21 protein-coding genes are annotated in these 24,139 nt (G+C 57.1%); 14 read left to right on the top strand and 7 right to left on the bottom strand.

Translation table 11 applies throughout. The features are described 5' to 3' along the window. Positions 1–85: 85 nt before the first annotated feature. The 4 genes from V6F78_RS16290 to V6F78_RS16275 all read right to left on the bottom strand — a co-directional run bounded on the left by V6F78_RS16290 (position 86) and on the right by V6F78_RS16275 (position 2,879). Complete coding sequence (locus tag V6F78_RS16290) at positions 86–373, bottom strand: PA4642 family protein (RefSeq protein ID WP_047273721.1); 288 nt, start codon at positions 371–373, stop codon at positions 86–88. 51 nt (positions 374–424) lie between these two features. Continuing rightward, positions 425–919 (bottom strand): hypothetical protein, encoded by a 495-nt coding sequence (locus V6F78_RS16285; RefSeq protein WP_048374454.1) that lies wholly within the window; start codon positions 917–919, stop codon positions 425–427. A gap of 144 nt (positions 920–1,063) precedes the next feature. After that, positions 1,064–1,624 (bottom strand): response regulator transcription factor, encoded by a 561-nt coding sequence (locus V6F78_RS16280; protein WP_094990612.1) that lies wholly within the window; start codon positions 1,622–1,624, stop codon positions 1,064–1,066. Next, entirely contained in the window at positions 1,617–2,879 is a 1,263-nt protein-coding gene (locus V6F78_RS16275) for an ATP-binding protein (RefSeq protein ID WP_047273714.1), read from the bottom strand. Before V6F78_RS16275 ends, V6F78_RS16280 begins: the two co-directional genes overlap by 8 nt. 270 nt (positions 2,880–3,149) lie before the next feature. Here V6F78_RS16275 and V6F78_RS16270 point away from each other — a divergent pair, with 270 nt between their 5' ends. From V6F78_RS16270 to V6F78_RS16230, 9 genes are all read left to right on the top strand, one after another. Further along, positions 3,150–3,869: an SIMPL domain-containing protein gene (locus tag V6F78_RS16270; RefSeq protein WP_094990619.1), complete on the top strand. Its 720-nt coding sequence runs from the start codon at positions 3,150–3,152 to the stop codon at positions 3,867–3,869. A 420-nt stretch (positions 3,870–4,289) separates the two neighbouring features. Then, positions 4,290–5,915 (top strand): ABC transporter substrate-binding protein, encoded by a 1,626-nt coding sequence (locus tag V6F78_RS16265; protein WP_047292192.1) that lies wholly within the window; start codon positions 4,290–4,292, stop codon positions 5,913–5,915. 299 nt (positions 5,916–6,214) lie between these two features. Continuing rightward, positions 6,215–7,813, top strand: a complete 1,599-nt coding sequence (locus V6F78_RS16260) for an ABC transporter substrate-binding protein (RefSeq protein WP_332727823.1) — start codon at positions 6,215–6,217, stop codon at positions 7,811–7,813. 166 nt (positions 7,814–7,979) lie between these two features. Further along, on the top strand, positions 7,980–9,359 hold the full coding sequence (locus V6F78_RS16255; protein WP_332727821.1) for an OprD family porin: 1,380 nt from the start codon (positions 7,980–7,982) through the stop codon (positions 9,357–9,359). Between the two features lie 76 nt (positions 9,360–9,435). Continuing rightward, positions 9,436–11,031 (top strand): ABC transporter substrate-binding protein, encoded by a 1,596-nt coding sequence (locus V6F78_RS16250; protein ID WP_332727819.1) that lies wholly within the window; start codon positions 9,436–9,438, stop codon positions 11,029–11,031. A 75-nt stretch (positions 11,032–11,106) separates the two neighbouring features. Next, positions 11,107–12,117 carry an ABC transporter permease subunit gene (locus tag V6F78_RS16245; RefSeq protein ID WP_047273705.1) on the top strand — a complete coding sequence of 337 codons (1,011 nt, stop codon included), beginning with the start codon at positions 11,107–11,109 and terminating at the stop codon, positions 12,115–12,117. Between the two features lie 10 nt (positions 12,118–12,127). Continuing rightward, positions 12,128–13,039: an ABC transporter permease subunit gene (locus tag V6F78_RS16240; protein ID WP_047292127.1), complete on the top strand. Its 912-nt coding sequence runs from the start codon at positions 12,128–12,130 to the stop codon at positions 13,037–13,039. Between the two features lie 10 nt (positions 13,040–13,049). Beyond that, entirely contained in the window at positions 13,050–14,018 is a 969-nt protein-coding gene (locus tag V6F78_RS16235) for an ABC transporter ATP-binding protein (RefSeq protein ID WP_047292125.1), read from the top strand. Further along, the gene (locus V6F78_RS16230) at positions 14,018–14,989 is read left to right on the top strand and encodes a peptide ABC transporter ATP-binding protein (RefSeq protein WP_332727814.1); all 972 of its coding nucleotides are present in this window, start codon (positions 14,018–14,020) and stop codon (positions 14,987–14,989) included. Before V6F78_RS16235 ends, V6F78_RS16230 begins: the two co-directional genes overlap by 1 nt. 69 nt (positions 14,990–15,058) lie before the next feature. Here the strand turns inward: V6F78_RS16230 and V6F78_RS16225 are convergent, their stop codons facing one another. The 3 genes from V6F78_RS16225 to V6F78_RS16215 all read right to left on the bottom strand — a co-directional run bounded on the left by V6F78_RS16225 (position 15,059) and on the right by V6F78_RS16215 (position 18,720). Beyond that, the gene (locus tag V6F78_RS16225) at positions 15,059–15,385 is read right to left on the bottom strand and encodes a hypothetical protein (RefSeq protein WP_047292123.1); all 327 of its coding nucleotides are present in this window, start codon (positions 15,383–15,385) and stop codon (positions 15,059–15,061) included. Positions 15,386–15,608: 223 nt separating this feature from the next. Beyond that, entirely contained in the window at positions 15,609–16,727 is a 1,119-nt protein-coding gene (locus V6F78_RS16220; protein ID WP_332727812.1) for a hypothetical protein, read from the bottom strand. A gap of 409 nt (positions 16,728–17,136) precedes the next feature. Then, positions 17,137–18,720, bottom strand: coding sequence for a peptide chain release factor 3 (locus V6F78_RS16215; protein WP_047278953.1), 1,584 nt, complete (start codon positions 18,718–18,720; stop codon positions 17,137–17,139). Between the two features lie 338 nt (positions 18,721–19,058). Here V6F78_RS16215 and V6F78_RS16210 point away from each other — a divergent pair, with 338 nt between their 5' ends. The 5 genes from V6F78_RS16210 (at position 19,059) to V6F78_RS16190 (ending at position 24,097) form a co-directional block, all read left to right on the top strand. Then, on the top strand, positions 19,059–19,775 hold the full coding sequence (locus tag V6F78_RS16210; RefSeq protein WP_047292121.1) for an ABC transporter permease: 717 nt from the start codon (positions 19,059–19,061) through the stop codon (positions 19,773–19,775). Between the two features lie 24 nt (positions 19,776–19,799). Beyond that, positions 19,800–20,693 (top strand): glycine betaine ABC transporter substrate-binding protein, encoded by an 894-nt coding sequence (locus V6F78_RS16205; RefSeq protein ID WP_047278960.1) that lies wholly within the window; start codon positions 19,800–19,802, stop codon positions 20,691–20,693. Positions 20,694–20,702: 9 nt separating this feature from the next. Further along, complete coding sequence (locus tag V6F78_RS16200; RefSeq protein ID WP_047273691.1) at positions 20,703–21,356, top strand: ABC transporter permease; 654 nt, start codon at positions 20,703–20,705, stop codon at positions 21,354–21,356. Continuing rightward, the gene (locus V6F78_RS16195) at positions 21,353–22,510 is read left to right on the top strand and encodes an osmoprotectant ABC transporter ATP-binding protein OsmV (RefSeq protein WP_047273689.1); all 1,158 of its coding nucleotides are present in this window, start codon (positions 21,353–21,355) and stop codon (positions 22,508–22,510) included. The genes V6F78_RS16200 and V6F78_RS16195 overlap by 4 nt, the downstream gene beginning before the upstream one ends. 423 nt (positions 22,511–22,933) lie before the next feature. Beyond that, a complete protein-coding gene (locus V6F78_RS16190; protein WP_047273687.1) occupies positions 22,934–24,097 on the top strand; it encodes a type III PLP-dependent enzyme in 1,164 nt (387 codons plus the stop codon). Positions 24,098–24,139: the final 42 nt, after the last annotated feature.

Here is a 24,139-nt window from a genome sequence, read left to right as displayed (position 1 = left end):
CAAGGCTGCCAGGGATGTAAGACAAATCGGTAATAAGCGAAGAGTTTGGCGTCGCAGCCTTACAGGCCGCGACAAACGGCATACGTCAGGCGCGGGCGTTAGCGATCAGTTCGATGTACTCGGCAGCGTTGCGCTGATCCTTGATCACATCCACGAAGGTCTGGCCGTGTTCGTCCTTGCCATCGAGGTCAAAACCGGCTTCTTTAAAGAACGTGAGAAAACGCTCGAAATCGTCGATGCGCAATCCGCGATAGGCCTTGATCAATTTGTGCAGCGAAGGGGACGTCGCGTCCACGGGCTCGAAGTCCAGGAACAACTTGATCTGCTCATCGCCGATCTCATCGCCAATCAACTGTTTCTTGTCTTTACGCATGTCCGACTCCAGCTTGCTGATACTTCACGGGGCCCGCAGTTTACCCAAGCCTCAACGAGCGCGCACGCTGCCGGTGTGCAAGTCCGCCCAGATATGGCCGTTGGCATAGGTCAAAAACTGGCAATACACCGTGTCATTGCGCAGCAGATCCATCACCACGCGATACTGCGACATGGGGTACGACAGCGTCAGGGTTCTGGTTGTGCTGTCAAACGCGGGTTTTTTCAGGCTTTTGCTTTCTCCGTCAAACGAGATCAACACCTCGCGCACCGTCGCGCCCTGGCTCATCGGCTTGCCTTTCAAGCGGACAAATAATGGCGAGGTCACGGGAATCGGCTGTTGATTGGACTGGCGTTGACTGCCCACAACCACCGAATAAGACGTCACCAGCATCAACTGCTGCTGCTCAGGTTTTTCGGTGCGCAACTGCAGGTCATCAGCAGGCAAAAACTGCGAGTGCAACAGTTGAGTTGTCGCGGGCGCAGCAGCCAAAGGCAGGCTGGCCATCAACACAAGAGGTAGAACGTAACGCGATAAACGGCTCATGACGTGCTCCGCAAGTCGAAGCCAGCACTCTAGCACGCACTTGGGCGAGACTCGCGAACGCGGCTGACATCAGCCTTAATGGCGAGTGCAGGGCCGTATGGACTAACCGGCCAATACGGCCGGCTTCATTGATAACCATAAGGCTCAGCGACGTACTGGTCGCTTCTGCAATTTGCGCTGCAAGGTGCGGCGGTGCATGCCCAAGGCACGGGCGGTGGCCGAAATATTGCCTTCATGCTCGCCCAATACGCGCTGGATGTGCTCCCACTGCAGGCGGTCAACCGACATGGGGTTGTCCGGCACCAGAGCATCCAGATCAGCATGCTGGGTCAACAGGGCTGCCAGTACGTCGTCAGCATCCGCAGGTTTGCACAAGTAGTTGCACGCGCCCCGCTTGATCGCTTCAACGGCAGTGGCAATGCTCGAATACCCCGTCAGAATCACCACCCGCATTTCCGGGTCAAGCTCCAGCAACTTGGGCAGCAACACCAGCCCCGAATCACCGTCCATTTTCAAATCCAGCGCAGCAAAATCAGGCAGATCCTGCTTGGCCAGCTCTAACCCTTCCTCCGCAGAACCCGCCGAGCTGACGCGGAAACCGCGCCGGCTCATGGCGCGCGCCATCACACGGGTGAACGTTGCGTCATCATCCACCAACAACAGATGCGGCAGTTCTTCGCCTTCGACCTGGATTTCTTCACTCATTTTCGTTTCCTCGGGCGACACGAGGCAGGCGCAGCTCGGTGAGCGTACCGCCATCCTCATGACTGTAGAGTTTTACCGAGCCGCCGGCGCGTGTCACGCTGGCTTTGCTCAAAAATAGGCCAAGGCCGAAACCTTTGCCCTTGGTGGTAAAAAAGGGTTTGCCAATTTGCTCGGCGATAGCCAACGGTACACCTGCACCGTGGTCGCGGATACTGATGGTCAAGTCCACCGCATCCCAGTCCACCGTGACTTCAAGGCCTTCCGGACAGGCGTCTGCTGCATTGTTGAGCAGATTAAGCAAGGCCTGAGTCAAATCCGGCGGTGGCGCCAGGCGCGGAACCGGGGCATGCCCCAGGCACTTGAAGCGATAGGTCGCTTCAGGGCGCATCAAATGCCAGCGGTTCAAGGCTTCGTCCAGCCACTGGGTAACGTCCTGAACTTCAACCGCCAAGCGCCGATTTGCTTCTGCCGCGCGCACCAGCTGTTGCAGGGTTTCCTTGCACAATTTGACCTGATCTTGCAACACGCTCAGGTCGTCCTGTAACTCTGGGTCCGGGTGTTCGCGGCGCATTTCCTTGAGCAATACGCTCATGGTCGACAGCGGCGTACCCAGCTCGTGAGCCGCGCCTGCTGCCTGGGTCGCCACGGCCAACAATTGCTTGTCACGTAGCCCCTCCTCTCGGCGCAGCGCCCGCAGCTCCTCCTGACGCCGCAGCTCTTCGGCCATACGCGCAGCGAAGAAGGTGATGACGGCTGCCGAGAGGGCAAAACTCAACCACATTCCGTAGATCTGTAATTTTTCGCGGAAGAATGCGCCCGTATCCAGCGGATAAGACTGCACCAGCAGCAACGTGTAGAGCGCCAGCGCGATCCCGGACAATGCCACGGAAAACCGCCACGGCAGCGTCACGGCAGCAATGGTCAACGGCACCAGATAATAAGAAACGAAAGGATTGGTCGAGCCGCCCGAGAAATACAACAGTGCACTGTGGATAAACAGGTCACACGTCAGTTGCAGCGCGTATTCCAGCTCGGTGACAGGCCAGGTGGTGCGCAAGCGGATGGCGGTAAACGCGCACAACAGCATCGAGCACCCGAGGGTTATACACAGCTGAAACCAGGGCAGGGGCAGCCAGTCAAACAGGTAGGCGATCCCCACCGAACCCGCTTGGGCAGCGAGGACCAAGGTGCGGATAATCGTAAGGCGCCAGAGGTTCTGACGGGCAGCAGACATTAACTGTACGGGGGCGAGCATGAGCTCTCCTGATGAGCGCTCCAGGCGGATCGCCGGGAGTATAACCAAGCTGATGGCCCCGCAGGCAAAAGTGCGGCAATGGGCCACAGTGTTTTTTCACAAATACGGGCTACTCACTCCGCGCTTGCACGCGGTATGCCGTCTGAAACCCGACAAGCCGCATATGTATTGAAAATGTAAATGGGCGAACTGAATCCGGCGTTCTACAGTCTCATGCTTCAGATGCAGGCCCGCACGCCTACGCCTGCCGATCTCATTCAAGGAGCCTTCATGTCCACCTTCCCTCGCACTGCCGCCCTTCTGACGCTGAGCCTCGGCGCACTGGCCAGCCTGCCCGCACTGGCTGCCGATGATTTGCATTACAACCAGGTGTCTTTACGCGCCGAAGCCAGTCAGGAAGTAGCGCGCGACTTGATGATCGTCACGCTCTATACCGAGGCGCAAAACGCCGACGCCGCCAAACTGGCCGCTGAAATCACCACGGCCATGAACAAGGCGATTGGCCAGGCCAAGCAGGTTAAGGACGTGACGCTGCGCCAGGGCAGTCGCAACAGTTACCCGGTCTACGACAACAAATCGCAAAAGATCACCGGCTGGCGTGAACGCGCGGAGCTGCGTCTGGAAAGCTCTGATTTCGCAGCCCTGTCCAAGCTCACTGGCGAGCTGATGCAAACCCTGAAAATGGGCAACATGCAGTTCGCCGTCGGTCATGCCGCGCGCAAAACCAGCGAAGATGCGCTGCTCAAAGAGGCGGTCAATGCATTCAAGGCTCGCGCCCAATTGGCCACAGACGCGTTGGGCGGCAAGGGCTACAAAATTGTCAGCCTGAACCTCAACAGCAACGGCTATCCGCAGCCGTTCATGCGTGGCCCGATGATGATGAAAGCGGCCGCCGCCGACATGGAATCCGCACCGACCCCGGACATCGAAGCAGGCACCAGTGAAGTCAGCATGAGTGCCGACGGTGTGATTGAAGTGCAGATGCCGTAACCGCTCGATTCGCAACCTGTAAGCCCCTGAGACGGCCACGCTTCAGGAGCTTTTTTGCGCGCGCGAAAAACCCTACAGATACTTCATGCGTGTTAACCAGTGAAGACTTACGCAACAAATCATCTCTGACTGACAGCTTTTTAACGACAGAGTCTAGATAAGTAACAGCTACGCCCCAAAACCGTGCAACGACTGTTTCACCGCTGCCTACAAACATTACTAAATGCGTCAAAAAGCCGGACGCAAACGATCAAATGCGTCATAAATTACATAAAAGCGACATTCTTGTACGATCGTTCCACGAATTACCGGTTCAAGGCAGAAGGCATCTTGCAATGGGTATGGGCCGTGCATAAGTATCGCCGGGTCGACTCACAAGGTCGCCCTCAAACCAAAAATGACAAAAATCATGAGGCCACCATGTTCAAACACGCGGTCATTCCGTTTTTAGTGGGCGCCAGCCTGCTGGCAAGTGCACCTTTCGCTCAAGCAGCGACCAATCTGGTGTTTTGCTCTGAAGGCAGTCCAGCCGGTTTTGACCCGGGCCAGTACACCACCGGGACCGACTTCGATGCCTCGGCCGAGACCATCTACAACCGTCTGAGCCAATTCGAACGCGGCGGCACCAAGGTTGAACCCGGCCTCGCCACGAGCTGGGACATTTCCCCCGACAACCTGACCTACACCTTCCATCTGCGTGACGGGGTCAAGTTCCACACCACCCCGTACTTTAAGCCCACCCGCGAATTCAATGCAGACGACGTGGTCTTCACCTTCACCCGCATGCTCGACAAGGACATGCCGTTCCGCAAGGCTTACCCGACCGAATTCCCTTACTTCACCGACATGGGCATGGATAAAAACATCGCCAAGGTGGAGAAAATCGACGACAAGACCGTCAAGTTCACGCTCAACGGGGTCGATGCCGCGTTCATTCAAAACCTGGCCATGAGCTTTGCCTCTGTGCAATCTGCCGAGTACGCCGAAAAACTGTTGAAAGAAGGCAAACCGTCGGACATCAACCAGAAACCGGTAGGAACAGGCCCGTTCGTATTCAAGAGCTACCAAAAAGACTCGAACATCCGCTACACCGGCAACAAGGACTACTGGAAGCCAGAAGACGTCAAAATCGACAACCTGATTTTTGCCATCACCACTGACCCTTCGGTGCGTATCCAGAAGCTCAAAAAGAACGAATGCCAGGTCACCCTCTTCCCGCGTCCAGCCGACCTTAAGGCACTCAAAGAAGACCCGAATCTGAAAATGCCCGACCAGGCGGGCTTCAACGTTGGCTACATCGCCTACAACGTGATGGACAAAATCAAGGGCAGTAACGAGCCAAACCCAATGGCTCAACTCAAAGTCCGCCAGGCGCTGGACATGGCGGTCAACAAACAGCAAATCATTGACTCGGTTTATCAAGGCGCGGGGCAGTTAGCCGTCAACGGCATGCCACCGACCCAATGGTCGTACGACGACACCATCAAGGACGTCCCGTACAACCCCGCAAAAGCCAAAGAACTGCTCAAGGAAGCGGGCATCAAGGAAGGCACCGAAATCGTCCTATGGGCCATGCCGGTACAACGCCCGTACAACCCCAATGCCAAGCTGATGGCCGAAATGCTGCAGTCCGACTGGGACAAAATTGGCATCAAGGCCAAGATCATCAGCTATGAATGGGGCGAGTACATCAAGCGTTCCAAAGGCGGCGAAAACGGCGCGATGATCATTGGCTGGAGCGGCGACAACGGTGACCCGGACAACTGGCTCGGCGTATTGTTTGGCTGCGACGCACTGAGTGGTAACAACTTTTCCAAGTGGTGCAACCTTGATTACGAAAAGCTGATCAAAGCGGCCAAAGGCACGACGGATGTTGAAGAGCGCACAAAACTGTACAAACAGGCGCAGCAACTGCTCAAGGCACAAGTGCCGATGACACCTATCGCGCACTCGACGGTGTATCAACCCATGCGCAGCAACGTGCAGGACTTCAAAATCAGCCCATTTGGCTTGAACTCGTTCTACGGGGTCAGCGTGACCAAGTAAGCAAGGACCTGGCAGTGCGGTTCAGCACCGCACTGCTATCTCTGCCAGGACGGCGGAAATCCCCTTCATCCTGAAGCCACTCTGTACTACAGCAGAGGCTATAGGACGCCGAGACATTTCCTACGCTCCTGTCAGGCCCGACGCATTTACGCATGTCCATCGACCGCTTATGGTTTTTGAACACATGTTGTATTGCGCCGAGGTAAACGCCGTAGCTGATGATGTCGACGCCCTGAGAACAACGACCGTGCAAGGCGTTTGCTCAGGACTCAATAACAAGAAAAAGGATTGGGATCGCAATGCGTAACCATTTGGTTTTATCGGCTTTGCTCAGCGCAGGCGTCATAGCAGGCAGCCCTCTGGCACACGCTGCAAACAGCCTGGTGTTCTGCTCTGAAGGCAGCCCGGCCGGATTTGACACCGCGCAGTACACCACCGCCACGGACAACGATGCCTCCAACCCGATTTACAACCGCCTGGCCGAATTTGAAAAAGGCGGCACCGCCGCCGAGCCCGCGCTGGCGACCCGCTGGGACATTTCCGAAGATGGCCTGACGTACACCTTCCATCTGCGCCCGAACGTAAAGTTTCACACCACCAAATGGTTTACCCCGACGCGCGACTTCAACGCGGACGACGTGCTGTTCACGTTCAACCGCATGCTTGATCCCGAACACCCGTTTCGCAAGGCGTATCCCACGGAGTTCCCTTACTTCAGCAGCATGAGCCTGGACAAGAACATCGCCAGCGTTAAAAAGACCGACCCGATGACCGTCGTCATGACACTCAACTCGGTCGACGCTGCATTCATCCAGAACATCGCCATGAACTTTGCCGCGATTCTGTCTGCCGAATACGCCGATCAACTGCTCAAGAAGCGCAAGCCAAGCGAGATCAATCAAAAACCGGTCGGCACCGGCCCTTATGCGTTTCAGCGCTATCAGAAAGACTCGAACATTCGCTACGTCGCCAACAAGGGCTATTGGGACCCGAGTCAGGTCAAGCTCGACAACCTGATTTTCTCAATCAACACCGACGCCTCGGCGCGCATGCAAAAGCTGCGTAAAAACGAATGCCAGGTCTCGCTCAATCCCCGCCCCGCCGACGTGGCCAGCCTCAAAAGCGACCCCACACTGCAGGTCATCGAAAAGCCCGGGTTTAACCTTGGCTACATCGCCTACAACGTGCAGCACAAACCGTTCGATCAGCTTGAAGTACGTCAGGCGCTGGACATGGCCGTGAACAAGGACAGCATCCTGCAGGCCGTGTATCAAGGCGCTGGCCAGAAAGCCGTGAACGCCATGCCGCCGACGCAGTGGTCCTACGACGACACCATCAAGGACGCGCCTTATAACCCTGAAAAAGCCCGCGAAATGCTCCGCGCCGCCGGGGTCAAAGAAGGGACTGAAATCACGCTGTGGGCCATGCCGGTGCAACGCCCGTATAACCCCAATGCCAAGCTGATGGCTGAAATGCTGCAATCGGACTGGGGCAATGTCGGGCTCAAGGTCAAGATCGTCAGCTACGAATGGGGCGAGTACATCAAACGCACCAAAAATGGCGAGCACGACATCAGCCTGATTGGCTGGACCGGCGATAACGGTGACCCGGATAACTGGCTGGGCACCCTGTACAACTGCGACGCCATTGGCGGCAACAACTACTCCATGTGGTGCAACAAAGAGTACGACGCACTGGTCAAGAGCGCCAAGATCGTCACCGACCGCGATCAGCGCACGGTCTTGTACAAACAGGCCCAGCAGTTACTCAAACAGCACGTCCCGATCACCCCCATTGCCCACTCGACGGTTAACCAGCCGCTGAGCGCCAAAGTGCAAGGGTTCGCCGTGAGCCCGTTTGGCCGTAACGCGTTCTCCGGCGTGAGCATCGCCGACTAACCCCTACCCGACTCTTGTCAGTGTCTTCAGGCCGCTTGGGGCGGCCTGGAGAACACTGTAGCCAAGTGACCCTTGGCAAACGTTTGCAATGTGCTAACTCGTTCCACAACAGCCAGCTCAATTCATAAAGAGCGGCAATAAAAAAAGAAGCAGAGGAGCCTCAACCATGAGAGTCACAAGCAGCGCGTTACTGGCGTTATCCATCAGCAGCCTTGCGGCGATGGCGAATGCCGAAGAGGTCAGTCAGACATTTGTGCCCACGCAATTGAAAACCGGTGCCAGCAGCCAAAGCGAAGCCAACGGCTTCATCGAAGGGCAAAGCCTGAGCGGCACAACCCGCAACTGGTACGCCAACGAACTCAAGCGCAATAACGGCCGCTTCACGTACAACGATCACGGCGTCGAAAAAACCACACCGCGCCGTATCAACTGGGTGCAAGGCACCATTCTTGATTACAGCTCGGGGTTCACTCAAGGCACCGTTGGCTTCAGCACCGAGGTCGCGGCCTACAACGCGATCGCCCTTGATCGCGATGTGAATGACATTGCTGGCAAGAACAACCGCACCCTGACCCACAGTGACGGCGATGCCGTTGGCCAGTGGAGCAAGCTCGGGCTGGCGAACGTCAAGGCCCGTATTTCCAACACCACGCTGGTGGTGGGCCGACAGAACTTCAGCAGTCCGACCATCGATGTGATCGGCAACCGTGCCTTGCCGTCCAGCTTCCAGGGTGTGGCCCTGCACAGCGAAGAATTCAACAACCTGTCCTTCGACGCAGGCTCTTTTGACCGCGTCTCGCCGCGTACCGAACAAGGCTTGAAGAAGTTTCGCAGCGAATACGGCGCAACCGGGGTCGAGACTGATCGCGCCAGCGTCGCCGGCCTCAATTATCAACCGCTGCAAAGCCTGAAGACTTCGCTGTACGCCACGCATGTTGAAGACTTCTGGAACCAGTATTACTTCGGTGCCGTGCATGACCTGGGCGACAACGCCGTGCTGGGGTTGAATACCAACTTCAACTACTACAAGACCCTGGACACGGGCAGCAAGGCCATGGGGGACATCAACAATGACACCTTCAGCCTGGCATTCGGCCTGACCCATCAGGCGCATACCGTGACCCTGTCCTACCAGCAAGTGATCGGCGAAGAGTACTTCGACTACCTGCATGAAACCAACGGTATCTACCTGGCCAACTCCCTGCTGTCGGACTTCAACGGCCCGAACGAGAAGTCGGTGCAACTGGCCTACAGCATCAACATGGCGCAGTACGGCATCCCGGGCCTGAAGTTCAACGCCTACCACGCGCGCGGCTTTGACATCGACGGCACCAAATACAAAGGCACCGCCTACGACGTCAAGAACATGAACGGCGAAGACCACTCCGAATACAGCATTGGCACGTCATATGCTATTCAAAGCGGACCACTGAAAGCCACGGCGATTCGTGCGACCTACACCACGCACCGCGCCAGCCGGTTCCAGGCCGATGGAAACATCAACGAGTTCCGTTTGGTTACCACCATTCCGTTCAACATCCTTTAACCACTTGGCGGCTGTGCCTGGCGCAACACGTCAGGCACAGCCGCTACGCTGGCCCAACCGATTGAAGAGGGTTGCCATGAAACGACTTCCACTACGCTCGGCCCTTGCCGTGGCAGTGTTCAGCACCGCGCTCAGCGTTTCAGCCAAACCGTTGGTGGTCTGCACTGAAGCCAGCCCCGAAGGTTTCGACATCGTTCAGTACACCACTGCCGTGACCGCCGATGCTTCGGCCGAAACCATCCTCAATCGTCTGGCAGACTTCAAACCCGGCACCACCGACGTAGAACCCGCCCTCGCGGAACGTTGGGAGATCAGCCCTGACGGGTTGGAGTACACCTTTTACCTACGCCCCGGTGTGAAATTTCACACCACCAGTTACTTCAAACCGACCCGCACCCTGAACGCCGATGATGTGATCTGGAGCTTTCAGCGCCAGCTGGACCCGAATCACCCGTGGCACGACAAATCGCTGGTCGGCTACCCCTACTTTGAAAGCATGGGGTTTAAAAACCTGCTCAAGAGCGTCGAAAAAGTCGACGACATGACGGTCAAAATCACGCTCAACCATGCCGAATCGCCCTTCTTGCGCGACATCGCCATGCCGTTCAACTCGATCTATTCGGCCGAATACGCCGATCAACTGCTCAAAGCCGGCAAAACCAGCGAGCTGAATAGCAAACCCATCGGCACCGGCCCGTTTATTTTTGTGCGCTACAACAAGGACGCGCAGGTCCGCTTCAAAGCCAACCCTGAGTACTTTCGTGGCAAACCACCGAGTGATGTGCTGATTTTCGCTGTCACCACCGACAGCAACGTGCGCCAGCAAAAACTCAAAGCCAACGAATGCCAGATCGCGCTGTACCCAAAGCCGGATGAAGTCGGCAACATCAAGAAAGATCCGAACCTGAAAGTCGACGAAATGGCAGCGCTGATGACCAGCTACATCGCCATGAACACCCGCCACAAATACCTGGACGATGTGCGCGTGCGCAAAGCCATCGACATGGCATTCGACAAACAGACGTACCTGACTTCCGTCCACGGCAAAGGTAACGCGATACTGGCCATCAACCCCTACCCGCCCACAATGTTGGGGTTCAACACCGCCTTCGAACAACCGCCCCGCGACCTGGACAAAGCCCGCGCCCTGCTCAAGGAAGCCGGGGTGCCTGAGGGGCAGGTCTTTACCCTCTTTACTCGCAACGGCGGCGGCCCGACCAACCCTAATCCGATGCTCGGGGCCCAGCTATTGCAGTCAGACCTTGCCAAGATCGGCATCAAACTGGACATTCGCGTCATGGAATGGGGCGAAATGCTCAAGCGCGCCAAAAATGGCGAACATGATCTGGTCTCGACCGGCTGGGGCGGCGACAACGGCGATCCGGACAACTTCCTGACCCCGCTGCTCAGCTGCGAAGCCGCCAAAAATGGCGAAAACTACGCCCGCTGGTGCAACAAGGACTTTGAAGCCCTGATCACCAAGGCCCGTAACATCACTGAACCCGCCGAACGAGCGGCACTCTATGAACAGGCCCAGGTGCTCTTTAATCAGGACCAGCCCTGGATCAACGTCGTACACCCCATGCTCTTTACCGCCCGACGCAACAACGTCGAGGGTTATGTACTTAGCCCGCTGACGAACAACAACTTCGCCACCACCCGGGCGAAGTAGAACAATAAAACACCCGCCAGCGTTCACCCGGGCCCTGGCGGTCCTGCCTAACCGGCTGATGAGGTACACCACACGATGTTTAGTTTTATTGCCCGCCGAATAGGGCTCCTGATCCCTACGTTCTTCGGCATCACCCTGCTGACGTTCGCCCTGATTCGCATGATCCCCGGCGATCCGGTCGAAGTCATGATGGGCGAACGTCGAGTCGATCCAGAGATGCATGCTCAGGCCATGGAACGACTGGGCCTGAACAAACCGCTCTACGAACAGTATTTCGACTACGTGACCAAGCTCGCCCACGGCGATCTGGGCGAATCGTTGAGAACCCGTGAAAGCGTGTGGACCGAATTTACCGCGCTGTTCCCCGCCACCCTTGAACTGTCGATGGCCGCGCTGTTGTTCGCCGGCGTACTCGGCCTGCTGGCCGGGGTCATCGCTGCGCTCAAGCGAGGCTCGTTATTTGACCATGGGGTGATGGGCATCTCCCTCGCGGGGTACTCGATGCCGATCTTCTGGTGGGGCCTGATCCTCATCATGTTCTTCTCCGTGAGCCTGGGCTGGACCCCGGTGTCCGGGCGTATCGACCTGCTCTACGACATCGAGCCCAAAACCGGCTTCATGCTGATTGACACCTTGCTCAGCGATGAACCCGAAGCCTTCTGGGATGCGTTGCACCACATGATTCTGCCCGCCATCGTGCTGGGCACCATCCCGCTGGCCGTGATCGCGCGCATGACCCGCTCCTCCATGCTCGAGGTGCTGCGCGAAGACTACATCCGTACCGCCCGCGCCAAAGGCCTGTCACCCGCACGCGTGGTTTTCGTACACGGTTTGCGCAATGCACTGATCCCGGTATTGACCGTGGTCGGCCTGCAAGTCGGCACCCTGCTGGCGGGCGCTGTACTGACTGAAACCATCTTCTCGTGGCCGGGCATCGGCAAATGGCTGATCGAAGCCATTGGCGCCCGGGACTATCCCGTGGTGCAAAACGGCATCCTGTTAATCGCCTGCCTGGTGATTCTGGTCAACTTCGTGGTGGACATCCTCTACGGCTTTGCCAACCCTCGCATCCGTCATCAGCGCTGAGATCATGACCATGAGCACACCTACCCCTGCTACCGCCGTGGATCAAAGCCTGCTTTATCCATCGCCTTACAAAGAATTCTGGCACGCGTTTTCCCGCAATAAGGGCGCCGTGGCCGGCCTGATCTTCATGAGCATCATCGTGTTCTGCGCGATTTTTGCCCCGTGGGTCGCCCCGCATAACCCGAGCGAGCAATACCGCGACTTCCTGCTGACGCCACCAGCGTGGCTTGAAGGCGGGCACCTGCAATTTCTGCTGGGCACCGATGAACTGGGCCGTGACTTGCTGTCGCGACTGATCGAAGGCTCGCGCCTGTCCCTGCTGATCGGTCTGTCGTCAGTGGTCATTTCGTTGATTCCGGGCGTGATCCTGGGCCTGTTCGCCGGATTCTTCCCGCGTTTTCTCGGCCCCGGCATCATGCGCCTGATGGACATCATGCTGGCCCTGCCTTCGTTGCTGCTGGCGGTGGCGATTGTCGCCATCCTCGGCCCTGGCCTGATTAACACCGTGATCGCCATTGCCGTGGTGTCGCTGCCCTCTTACGTGCGCCTGACCCGCGCAGCCGTCATGGGAGAACTGAACCGCGACTACGTAACCGCCGCCCGTCTGGCGGGCGCCAGCCTGCCGCGCCTGATGTTCATCACGGTACTGCCCAACTGCATGGCGCCGCTGATCGTTCAGGCCACCCTGAGTTTCTCTTCAGCGATTCTCGATGCTGCGGCACTGGGCTTTCTGGGCCTGGGCGTACAGCCACCAACCCCCGAGTGGGGCACCATGCTGGCCTCGGCCCGCGACTACATCGAACGCGCCTGGTGGGTCGTCAGCCTGCCCGGCCTGACCATTTTGCTCAGCGTGCTGGCAATCAACCTGATGGGCGACGGCCTGCGCGATGCGCTGGACCCGAAACTCAAAAATGCCGCCTGAGGAGATTCCCATGTCACTGTTAGAAATCAAGAATCTCAACGTCCGTTTTGGCGACGCCAAGGCGGTGCCAGTGGTCGACGGGTTGAGCCTGTCTGTGGATAAAGGCGAAGTCCTGGCCATCGTCGGCGAATCGGGTTCGGGCAAATCCGTGACCATGATGGCGCTGATGGGGTTGATCGAGCACCCTGGCATCGTCACCGCCGACGCACTGAACTTCGACGGTAAGAACCTGCTGACCCTGAACCCGCGTCAACGGCGGCAAATTGTCGGCAAGGACATGGCCATGGTCTTTCAAGACCCCATGACCGCACTCAACCCCAGCTACACCGTGGGCTTTCAAATCGAAGAAGTGCTGCGCCTGCACCTGAAAATGTCCGGCAGGGCCGCACGCAAACGCGCCATCGAGTTGCTGGAAAAAGTTGAAATCCCCGGCGCGGCCAGCCGCATGGACGCCTACCCGCACCAATTGTCCGGGGGCATGAGCCAGCGCGTGGCCATCGCCATGGCCATTGCGGGCGAGCCCAAATTGTTAATTGCCGACGAACCCACAACGGCACTCGACGTGACCATTCAGGCGCAAATCATGGACCTGCTGCTCAACCTGCAACGCGAGCAGAACATGGGCCTGGTGCTCATCACCCACGACCTGGCGGTCGTGGCTGAAACCGCCCAGCGCGTGTGCGTGATGTATGCAGGCCAGGCGGTGGAAATCGGTCAGGTGCCAGGGTTGTTTGATGTCCCTGCGCACCCTTATAGCGAGGCGTTGCTGGCCGCCATTCCGGAACACAGCATGGGCGCTTCACGTCTGTCTACCCTGCCCGGCATCGTGCCGGGCCGCTATGACCGCCCGCAAGGCTGCCTGCTGTCGCCGCGCTGCCCGTACGTTCAGGACACCTGCCGTCAACAGCGTCCGGCGCTGGAACCCAAAGCCAACAGCCAGGTGCGTTGCTTCTTCCCCTTGAATCAGGAGGTGGCGTAATGACTGTCGTTCTTACCGCCCGCGACCTAACCCGTCACTACGAAGTGTCCCGTGGCCTGTTCAAGGGTCGTGCACTGGTGCGCGCCCTCAATGGCGTGTCGTTTGAACTGGAAGCGGGTAAAACCCTGGCCGTGGTGGGAGAGTCCGGATGCGGCAAGTCCACCCTTGCCCGCGCGCTGACGCTGATTGAAGAGCCGTCGTCCGGCTCGCTGAAAATCGCCGGGCACGAGGTCGCCGGGGCTAACAAGGCAGAGCGCAAACAGCTGCGTAAAGACGTGCAGATGGTGTTCCAAAGCCCCTATGCGTCCCTTAACCCCCGTCAGAAAATCGGTGATCAACTGGCCGAACCCCTGCTGATCAATACCTCGCTGAGCGCTGCCGAGCGGCGTGAAAAAGTGCAGGCGATGATGAAGCAAGTCGGCTTGCGGCCTGAGCATTATCAGCGCTATCCGCACATGTTCTCCGGCGGTCAACGCCAGCGAATCGCCCTGGCCCGCGCCATGATGCTGCAACCCAAAGTGCTGGTGGCCGACGAACCGACGTCCGCCCTCGACGTATCGATTCAGGCACAAGTGCTCAACTTGTTCATGGACCTGCAGCAAGAGTTCAATACAGCCTATGTGTTCATCTCGCACAACCTGGCAGTGGTGCGGCACGTAGCCGATCAAGTGTTGGTGATGTACCTCGGCCGCCCGGTGGAAATGGGGCCCAAAGAGGAGATCTACACTCGGCCGCTGCATCCCTACACCCAAGCGCTGCTGTCAGCCACCCCGACCATTCATCCCGATCCACTGAAGCCGAAAATCAAGATCGTCGGCGAACTGCCCAACCCGCTTAACCCGCCTTCAGGTTGCGCATTCCACAAGCGCTGCCCCTATGCGACAGCGCTGTGCAGCACGGACGAACCCGCATTGCGCGTGCTCGATAACCGCCAGGTGGCCTGCCACTACGCCGAGCAATTCCTCACTTAATACGGGCTAAAGAAAAACGCGCCTGTTCAGAGGCGCGTTTTTATTCAGCTGTTGGAGGAACCTCAAGGATTAGTACTGCCCATCGCTGGACTTGCCATGATCGACACTGTCATCGTCCTTGCGATCGGTCTTGCCATCCTCGCTATGGGTGGTGCTGTCATCAGTGTCTTCATCGCCATCGACCTGATCGTCGTCCCCCGCGCTTCCTCCCTGCCCTTGATCACCCGGTTCGGATTCCGATTTGTAAATCGCATTGAGCGTTGGCCCCGGCACACCGGTTGCAGAAAACCCGGCGGCCTGACCTTGCAGCGGATTGCTCGCCCACGCCGTTGAGGCGCTCACTGCCAGCAACATCATGACTTTTAACAACATGGCGAAACGTTGATAAATCCTCATGTAGAACTCTCCCTGATTACTCAAGCGCATGCGTGAATAGCTGAGACGTCACCGCTGTTACGCCTCGTGGAGGTTTTAAAAATAGTCGCTGAAAGGAGTCTTCGCCAACTTTAAAGGCGAGCATTCCAAAACGTGACCGTTAGATCAATTTGCACTAAAGCACATCGCCGATCTACATATAGATACGTCTATGCAAGAAAACTGGCGCTGCTTTTAATCGACTTTATTTATCTTCAGGAAACCCCCAAGCACCGTCAGCGTCTTTAACGCCCTGAGTCGTGCTGCCATCCTTGAACGTAAACAGTCCGGTATTGTCATTAAAGCTATCGCCATTCTTATAAGTCGTAATGCCATCGGCTGTGGTGATACTTCCGTCTTCATTTTCATGCGCGCCTTCAGGCAGTGTGCCTGAGCCACCCGCCCCCTTTTCATCACCTTGCGCACCTTTACCGTCCGGAAACGTCCACACACCACTGCTATTTTTTACCCCTTGCACAGACTCACCCGTAGAAAACGTGTAGATGCCAGTTTTGTTATCCAACGTATCGCCCGTTTTCGAGACCCACACTCCATCCGGTCTGGTAGTGCTGCCATCAAGATGATTGACCGTGCCATCAGGCATCGCTTTAGAGCCGTCGGGGAGGGTGTGAGAACCGTCCGCATTCATTTGACTGCCTTCGGGGTATTTAACTGTTCGCTTGCCGGTGACCTGATCGACAACGATCTCAACAACGGCAGGCGCAACGAAATTCGCCAGAATGAACTGCAGGGCCTCGCTGATCTGACCTCGACCACCGCCAGTGGTTGCCGGATTGGTTACGGGCGGCTGAACCGGTGGCTTGACCGGGGGTTTTACAGGCGGGTTCACTGGCGGCTGAACCGGTGGCTTGATCGGAGGTTTTACAGGCGGGTTCACTGGCGGCTGAACCGGTGGCTTGATCGGAGGTTTTACAGGTGGGTTCACTGGCGGCTGAACCGGTGGCTTGATCGGAGGTTTTACAGGTGGGTTAACTGGCGGCTGAACCGGTGGCTTGATCGGAGGTTTTACAGGTGGCTTGAACGGGGGTTGAACGGGGGGCTTGATCGGGGGGGTTACAGGCGGCTTGAACGGGGGTTTTGCAACAGGCTTGGAAACCCTGAACGCCGGAGGTTTCGGACTTAACTTCAAGCTCCCGGTCTTCGCTTCTGGCTCTTGGTGTTCTCCTCTTAGCGTGTCTTCACGTACCAAGCCAACAGTGACTTCATTACGATCGTCGAGCAACTCAAACTCATCGTCATCCAAACGTTTGGCTGAGTCGTTTTCGAGTATCTGAATACCCGGTTTATCATCGAATCCATTCATTTCTTTATCATCCTTTAAAGCCGTCACCTTGACAGCCACACTATTATTCAACTCACCTATTTGGTAGTTGAGATTGTTATTTACCCATTAACAAACACTAAAATGAAATTTACTAAAAGCGAGTACCCACACAACAAATAGCCTTAGGACAAGATTAATCTCTGTTTGTACGACAACACCTTTCAGACGCTTCTGTAGGATTGCACAAGCAACAGACTCATATGGTGTGGCGAACCCTTCCGTTCAACTCAACGCTATTGTGTTGAGCGTTATCGAGCTTGCGTCTTTTCAGTACCTCCTAAGAGCAAGCAGAACGGAATCAAAAAAATCGACCCAAAAAAAATGCCAGTCAGCAGAACTGACTGGCATTCAAACGCAGACATGGCCTGCGTTATCGAGGGGTCACGCCTTAGTGATGCTCACGCGTCGCGCGGAACTTCACATCAGGCCAACGCTCTTCCATCAACGCGAGGTTAACCCGCGTCGGTGCGAGGTAGGTCAAGTGACCGCCGCCGTCGAGCGCAAGGTTTTCCACCGCTTTGACGCTGAATTCTTCCAGCTTCTTCTTATCGCTGCATTCGATCCAGCGCGCCGACCACACCGTGATCGGCTCGTAGGAGCATTCCACTTTGTATTCTTCTTTCAGACGGCTCGCGACCACGTCGAATTGCAGCACACCCACCGCACCCAGAATGATGTCGTTGCTGCGCTCGGGGAAGAACACCTGAGTGGCCCCCTCTTCGGCCAGTTGCTGCAAACCCTGGCGCAATTGCTTGGACTTGAGCGGGTCGCGCAGACGTACGCGACGGAACAGTTCCGGGGCAAAGTGCGGGATACCGGTAAAGCTCAGGCTCTCGCCTTCGCTGAACGTGTCGCCGATCTGGATCGTGCCGTGGTTATGCAGGCCGATGATGTCACCGGCGTAGGCTTCTTCGAGCTGTTCACGCTCGGAGGAGAAGAACGTCAAAGCGTCGCCGATACGCACATCTTTGCCGGTGCGCACGTGGCGCATCTTCATGCCTTTTTCGTACTTGCCCGAGCAAATACGCATGAAGGCGATCCGGTCGCGGTGTTTTGGGTCCATGTTCGCCTGAATCTTGAACACGAAGCCGGTGAACTTTTCTTCTTCCGGCTCAACCGTACGCTCGTTGGCCACACGGGCCAGGGGCATTGGCGCCCAGTCCACCACCGCATCCAGTACATGGTCGACACCGAAGTTGCCCAGGGCCGTACCGAAGAAGACAGGAGTCAGTTGACCGTCGAGGAATTCTTGCTGGTTGAACTCATGGCAGGCGCCCTGGACCAGTTCCAGTTGATCGACAAAACGGTCGTACTCGTCACCCAGGTGGGCACGGGCCTCGTCAGAGTCGAGTTTCTCGATGATTTTGACTTCAGTGCGTTCGTGGCCATGACCGGCGGTGTACACAATGATGTAGTCGCCCGCCAGGTGATAAACACCCTTGAAGTCGCGGTAGCAACCAATCGGCCAGGTGATCGGCGCCGCCTTGATTTTGAGTACGGCTTCAATTTCGTCCAGCAGCTCGATCGGATCGCGGATGTCCCGGTCAAGTTTGTTGATGAAACTGACGATCGGTGTATCACGCAGACGGCAAACGTCCATCAGGGCGATGGTGCGCGGTTCGACACCTTTACCGCCATCGAGCACCATCAAAGCAGAGTCGACGGCGGTCAGCGTACGGTAGGTGTCTTCCGAGAAGTCTTCGTGGCCCGGGGTGTCGAGCAGGTTGATCATGTGGTCGCGATACGGGAACTGCATGACCGACGTGGTAATCGAGATACCCCGTTGTTTCTCCATTTCCATCCAGTCGGAGGTGGCATGGCGGTCGGACTTTCGCGATTTCACCGTACCGGCAACGGCAATGGCCTTGCCCATCAGCAAGAGTTTCTCGGTGATGGTGGTTTTACCCGCATCGGGGTGGGAAATGATGGCGAAAGTGCGGCGTTTCGCGACTTCGGCGGCCTGATGGGTCATGGGAAATCGCCTGACGATTGATTCAAAAAAGGGCGCGGATTATAGCCCAAATCCGGCATCCGCAGCCACCGTTGGTGCCTTGGTCTGAATCACAAGGGTGGCAATGTGCCGTAAAAAATGTGAACCTTTTGAGCGGTGGAGGCGTCCACTCTCCTGATAAGACATACCGTCAGGGGCTGAAATATCAGCAAGTTAGCCTGACGAGGCTGCGCTAATGACAGGCGATGCCGGCGTTTACTCTGCCCCCGCCTGTTGCTCTTCGCGAACACATTGTCGGCAGCCAAGAATGGCGTTGCCACACGAGAATGTGTTCGCCGACTAAAAAAAGGAGTCCGCCTGTGGCTAATCGCTATAGAAAAGGGCTTATAGGTTGCGTGGCAGTTGTCGCCCTCCTGGCCCTGTTGGTCCATTGGATCGGCATCAGCACTATCGAACACTATCAAGATGATCTGTTGTTCTACCTGCAAGCCCATCTGTACCTCGTACTCGTTTCAATGCTCGCCGCCCTCCTCGTGGGGATACCCGCCGGCATTTTCCTCAGCCGACCTTCAATGGCCGGACGTGCGGAACGCTTCATGCAAGTCTTCAACATCGGCAACACCGTCCCGCCGCTGGCTGTACTGGCCATTGCACTGGGCTTTCTGGGGATCGGTAGCGGCCCCGCCATCTTCGCCCTGTTTCTCGCCTCGTTGCTGCCCATTGTGCGCAACACCTACGAAGGCCTGAAAAACGTCCAGGGTTCACTCAAAGAAGCCGCCGTCGGCATTGGCATGACCCCGCGCCAAGTGCTTTGGCGCGTCGAGTTACCCAACGCCGTGCCCATCATCATGGGCGGTGTGCGGGTTGCACTGGCGATCAACGTCGGGACTGCGCCACTGGCGTTCCTGATCGGCGCCAACAGCCTGGGCAGCCTGATTTTCCCCGGCATCGCCCTCAACAATCAGCCGCAATTGATCCTCGGCGCCGCGTGTACCGCGCTGCTGGCATTGCTGCTCGACGGCCTGGTGATACTCATCAGCCGCCAATGGTTGGAACGCGGTCTGCGACCTGCTTAGGTCGGGCTGAGCATAGGAAAACCCATGAAAAAAATAAGCTTGTTTTTAGGCTGCATCCTGCTGTGCGCAGGAATTGTGCAGGCCGCTGAAAAACCTTTGATCCGCATCGGGGCACGGGTATTCACCGAGCAAACACTGCTTGCTGAAATCACCTCGCAATACCTCAACGCCAAGGGCTATAACGCGCAAGTCACGGGCGGGTTGGGCAGCAGCCTGGCACGGTCGGCCCAGGAATCGGGACAACTGGACATGGTGTGGGAATACACCGGGGTCTCGCTGGTGGCGTACAACCACATCACTGACAAACTCGACAGTCAGCAATCCTACGACCGCGTTAAAGAAGTCGACGCCAAACAAGGCCTGATCTGGCTGCACCCGTCCAAGTTCAGCAACACCTTTGCACTGGCGCTACCGCAAAAAGTGGCTGAGCAATACCCGCAGATCAACAGCATCAGCGACCTGAACAAAGCCCTGCGCGACCCGGAGCACGAAACGGCACTGGTGGCACTGGACACCGAATTTGCCAACCGTTCTGACGGTCTGGGCGGGCTGGTCAAGCTCTACGACATGGACTTGACCCGTCGCAACATTCGCCAAATGGACGCCGGTCTCGTCTACACCGCGCTGAAAAACAGCCAAGTGTTTGCCGGTCTGGTCTACACAACCGACGGCCGTTTGAGTGCGTTCAACCTCAAGCTGCTGAACGATGACCTGCATTACTTCCCGGACTACACCGCCGCTCCCGTCGTGCGTAAAGCCTATCTGGATCAGCACCCGGATCTCGAAGGCCTGCTCAAGCCGCTGGCCGACCTGTTTGACGATGAAACCATGCGTCAGCTTAACGCCCGGGTCGACGTGGACCACGAAAGCCCGTCCAAAGTAGCCGCCGACTTCCTGCGCCAACACCCACTCAACTGAGGAGAAGACATGGAATTTCTAAACGCCTTTTCCCACATGGACTGGACGCTTGTACTGCACCTCACATGGCAGCACATCACCCTGGTCGGCATCGCCGTCACCTTGGCCATTGTGGTCGGCGTGCCGTTGGGCGTGCTGATGACGCGCTTCCCGTCGTTAGCCGGGCCGATGCAGGCCAGCGCCACGGTGCTGCTGACCATCCCGTCCATCGCCCTGTTTGGTCTGCTGCTGCCCTTCTACTCCAAGTTCGGTCAGGGCCTGGGGCCGATGCCGGCCATCACGGCCGTGTTCCTTTATTCACTGTTGCCCATCATGCGCAATACCTTTCTTGCGCTCACCGGTGTTGAACCGGGCATTCGTGAAGCCGCCCGCGGCATCGGCATGACCTTCGGCCAGCGCCTGCGCATGGTCGAATTGCCCATCGCGGTGCCGGTGATTCTGGCCGGTGTACGCACCGCTGTCGTGATGAACATCGGGGTAATGACCATCGCCGCCACCATCGGCGCCGGCGGTCTGGGTGTACTTATTCTGGCTGCCATCAGCCGCAGCGATATGTCGATGCTGATCGTCGGCGCCGTGCTGGTCAGTGTACTGGCCATCATCGCTGACCTGCTTTTGCAATGGCTGCAACGCTCGCTGACTCCAAAAGGACTGCTCAAATGATCGAACTTCAAAACCTCAGCAAAACCTTCCAAAGCAACGGCAAAGATGTCAAAGCCGTCGACTCGGTAAACCTGACCGTCAACGAAGGCGAAATCTGCGTATTCCTCGGGCCATCGGGTTGCGGCAAAAGCACCACGTTGAAAATGATTAACCGCCTGATTAAGCCCACCTCCGGCAAGATTCTGATCAATGGCGAAGACACCACTGACCTCGACCCGGTGACCCTGCGTCGCAACATCGGTTACGTGATTCAGCAGATCGGTCTGTTTCCGAACATGACCATCGAAGAAAACATCACGGTCGTGCCCAGGCTGCTGGGCTGGGACAAACAGAAGTGCCATGAGCGGGCACGCGAACTGATGAGCATGATCAAGCTTGAACCCAAGCAGTATCTGCACCGCTACCCGCGCGAGCTGTCGGGCGGCCAGCAACAGCGCATCGGCGTGATTCGCGCCCTGGCCGCTGATGCCCCGCTGCTGTTGATGGATGAACCGTTCGGCGCCGTTGACCCGATCAACCGTGAAATGATCCAGAACGAATTCTTCGAGATGCAACGGGCGCTGAACAAGACCGTGATCATGGTCAGCCACGACATTGACGAAGCCATCAAGCTGGGCGACAAGATTGCGATCTTCCGGGGCGGCAAGCTGTTGCAGATGGACCACCCCGACACCCTGCTCGCCCACCCTGCCGACGAGTTTGTCAGCAACTTTGTCGGTCAGGACAGCACCCTCAAGCGCCTGCTGCTGGTCAAGGCCGAAGACGCAGCCGACAACGCCCCTTCAGTCAGCCCTGAAACCCCGGTGGGCGAAGCACTGGAACTGATGGACGAACTTGACCGTCGCTATGTGGTGGTCACCTGCGCCGACAACAAGGCGCTGGGTTATGTACGGCGTCGCGACCTGCATCGCCAGACCGGCACCTGCGGGCAGTTCCTGCGCGAATTCACCGCCACGGCGGCGTCCGAAGAACACTTGCGCATCCTGTTGTCGCGCATGTACGAATTTAACCGTTCGTGGTTGCCGGTAATGGACACCGAGCGTGTGTTCCAGGGTGAAGTCACTCAGGAATCGATCGCGGCTTATTTAAGCTCCGGTCGTTCACGTGGCGCCAAGACCAGCATCGTGTCCCCAGCCGAGACCGCACTGGCTTAAATCGCATCCCGCAGGCGCGATCCGCTCCAGGCTCTGCCTCCCGTTTCATTGCAAACCGCTATGAAACGGGAGCAGAGCCTTGCGCCTGCGGCCTCTGGGCACCTCTAAAAACGCCTTATTGAACATCCCCTCCCTGCCACGGTCGGTTACTTAAACCGCCGGTAAACAGCCTGCGACGAACTCGTGCAAAAACGCGACATTTTTTGTTGATCAATGGGCAATCACCCCCTACAGTTCGCGCCGAACATCCATGCTGGAAACGATCCATCCGGCTCAAGTACTGACGACGAGACAGCAAGGTTCATTTACCTTTTTTGCTTTCGGCGGACATGCCTTGGGAAGTAGGCGAACCAAAGTGGGGATACGGAGGATGTTCAGTTGCGCCCATTTATTGATGACGTTTGCCACCAGGAGTCCTTCAGCATGTCGATTAAGGTCGAAGACTATTACGCGCGCGATACCTTTCAGAAAATGAAAGCGTTCGCTGACACCCAGGAAACCCCGTTCGTGGTAATCGACACCGCGATGATCAGCCAGGCCTACGATGACCTGCGCGCAGGTTTCGAATTTGCCAAGGTGTACTACGCCGTCAAGGCCAACCCGGCGGTTGAAATCATCAACTTGCTGCGCGACAAAGGCTCGAACTTCGACATCGCTTCGATCTATGAGCTGGATAAAGTGATGGCACAGGGCGTGAGCCCGGATCGCATCAGCTACGGCAATACCATCAAGAAGTCCAAAGACATCCGCTACTTCTACGAGAAAGGTGTGCGCCTGTTCTCCACGGACTCCGAAGCCGACCTGCGCAACATCGCCAAAGCCGCGCCTGGCGCCAAGGTGTATGTGCGCATCCTCACCGAAGGCTCGACCACCGCTGACTGGCCACTGTCACGCAAGTTTGGTTGCCAGACCGACATGGCCATGGACCTGCTGATTCTGGCCCGCGATCTTGGTCTGGTGCCTTACGGTATTTCGTTCCATGTCGGCTCCCAGCAACGCGACATCAGCGTTTGGGATGCCGCCATTGCCAAGGTCAAAGTGATTTTCGAACGCCTGAAAGAAGAAGATGGCATTCACCTGAAGCTGATCAACATGGGCGGTGGCTTCCCGGCCAACTACATCACTCGTACCAACAGCCTTGAAACCTACGCTGAAGAAATCATTCGCTTCCTGAAAGAAGATTTCGGCGATGACCTGCCGGAAATCATTCTGGAACCGGGTCGCTCCCTGATTGCCAACGCGGGGATTCTGGTCAGCGAAGTGGTGCTGGTGGCCCGTAAATCCCGCACCGCTGTGGAGCGCTGGGTGTACACCGATGTCGGCAAATTCTCGGGTTTGATTGAAACCATGGACGAAGCGATCAAGTTTCCGATCTGGACCGAAAAGAAAGGTGAAATGGAAGAAGTGGTCATCGCGGGGCCCACCTGCGACAGCGCCGACATCATGTATGAAAACTACAAGTATGGTTTGCCGCTGAATCTGGCTATTGGCGACCGTCTGTACTGGTTGTCGACCGGTGCCTATACCACAAGCTACAGCGCCGTTGAATTCAATGGCTTCCCTCCGCTGAAGTCTTTTTACTTGTAATCCCACACGCCCATGCAGCCAAACTGCATGGGCGTTTTGCTC

The sequence above is a fragment of the Pseudomonas sp. ESBL9 genome, from assembly GCF_036668715.1.
GTDB lineage: Bacteria > Pseudomonadota > Gammaproteobacteria > Pseudomonadales > Pseudomonadaceae > Aquipseudomonas > Aquipseudomonas lundensis.
The sequence above is the reverse complement of the archived record's forward strand: the minus strand, read 5'-3'. Positions and strand labels throughout refer to the sequence as shown.

Bases quoted from the DNA above. Each gene is read 5' to 3' on its own strand.
- V6F78_RS16290 (WP_047273721.1), bottom strand. From the start codon at position 373: ATGCGTAAAGACAAGAAACAGTTGATTGGCGATGAGATCGGCGATGAG.
- V6F78_RS16285 (WP_048374454.1), bottom strand. From the start codon at position 919: ATGAGCCGTTTATCGCGTTACGTTCTACCTCTTGTGTTGATGGCCAGC.
- V6F78_RS16280 (WP_094990612.1), bottom strand. From the start codon at position 1,624: ATGAGTGAAGAAATCCAGGTCGAAGGCGAAGAACTGCCGCATCTGTTG.
- V6F78_RS16275 (WP_047273714.1), bottom strand. From the start codon at position 2,879: ATGCTCGCCCCCGTACAGTTAATGTCTGCTGCCCGTCAGAACCTCTGG.
- V6F78_RS16270 (WP_094990619.1), top strand. From the start codon at position 3,150: ATGTCCACCTTCCCTCGCACTGCCGCCCTTCTGACGCTGAGCCTCGGC.
- V6F78_RS16265 (WP_047292192.1), top strand. From the start codon at position 4,290: ATGTTCAAACACGCGGTCATTCCGTTTTTAGTGGGCGCCAGCCTGCTG.
- V6F78_RS16260 (WP_332727823.1), top strand. From the start codon at position 6,215: ATGCGTAACCATTTGGTTTTATCGGCTTTGCTCAGCGCAGGCGTCATA.
- V6F78_RS16255 (WP_332727821.1), top strand. From the start codon at position 7,980: ATGAGAGTCACAAGCAGCGCGTTACTGGCGTTATCCATCAGCAGCCTT.
- V6F78_RS16250 (WP_332727819.1), top strand. From the start codon at position 9,436: ATGAAACGACTTCCACTACGCTCGGCCCTTGCCGTGGCAGTGTTCAGC.
- V6F78_RS16245 (WP_047273705.1), top strand. From the start codon at position 11,107: ATGTTTAGTTTTATTGCCCGCCGAATAGGGCTCCTGATCCCTACGTTC.
- V6F78_RS16240 (WP_047292127.1), top strand. From the start codon at position 12,128: ATGAGCACACCTACCCCTGCTACCGCCGTGGATCAAAGCCTGCTTTAT.
- V6F78_RS16235 (WP_047292125.1), top strand. From the start codon at position 13,050: ATGTCACTGTTAGAAATCAAGAATCTCAACGTCCGTTTTGGCGACGCC.
- V6F78_RS16230 (WP_332727814.1), top strand. From the start codon at position 14,018: ATGACTGTCGTTCTTACCGCCCGCGACCTAACCCGTCACTACGAAGTG.
- V6F78_RS16225 (WP_047292123.1), bottom strand. From the start codon at position 15,385: ATGAGGATTTATCAACGTTTCGCCATGTTGTTAAAAGTCATGATGTTG.
- V6F78_RS16220 (WP_332727812.1), bottom strand. From the start codon at position 16,727: ATGAATGGATTCGATGATAAACCGGGTATTCAGATACTCGAAAACGAC.
- V6F78_RS16215 (WP_047278953.1), bottom strand. From the start codon at position 18,720: ATGACCCATCAGGCCGCCGAAGTCGCGAAACGCCGCACTTTCGCCATC.
- V6F78_RS16205 (WP_047278960.1), top strand. From the start codon at position 19,800: ATGAAAAAAATAAGCTTGTTTTTAGGCTGCATCCTGCTGTGCGCAGGA.
- V6F78_RS16200 (WP_047273691.1), top strand. From the start codon at position 20,703: ATGGAATTTCTAAACGCCTTTTCCCACATGGACTGGACGCTTGTACTG.
- V6F78_RS16195 (WP_047273689.1), top strand. From the start codon at position 21,353: ATGATCGAACTTCAAAACCTCAGCAAAACCTTCCAAAGCAACGGCAAA.
- V6F78_RS16190 (WP_047273687.1), top strand. From the start codon at position 22,934: ATGTCGATTAAGGTCGAAGACTATTACGCGCGCGATACCTTTCAGAAA.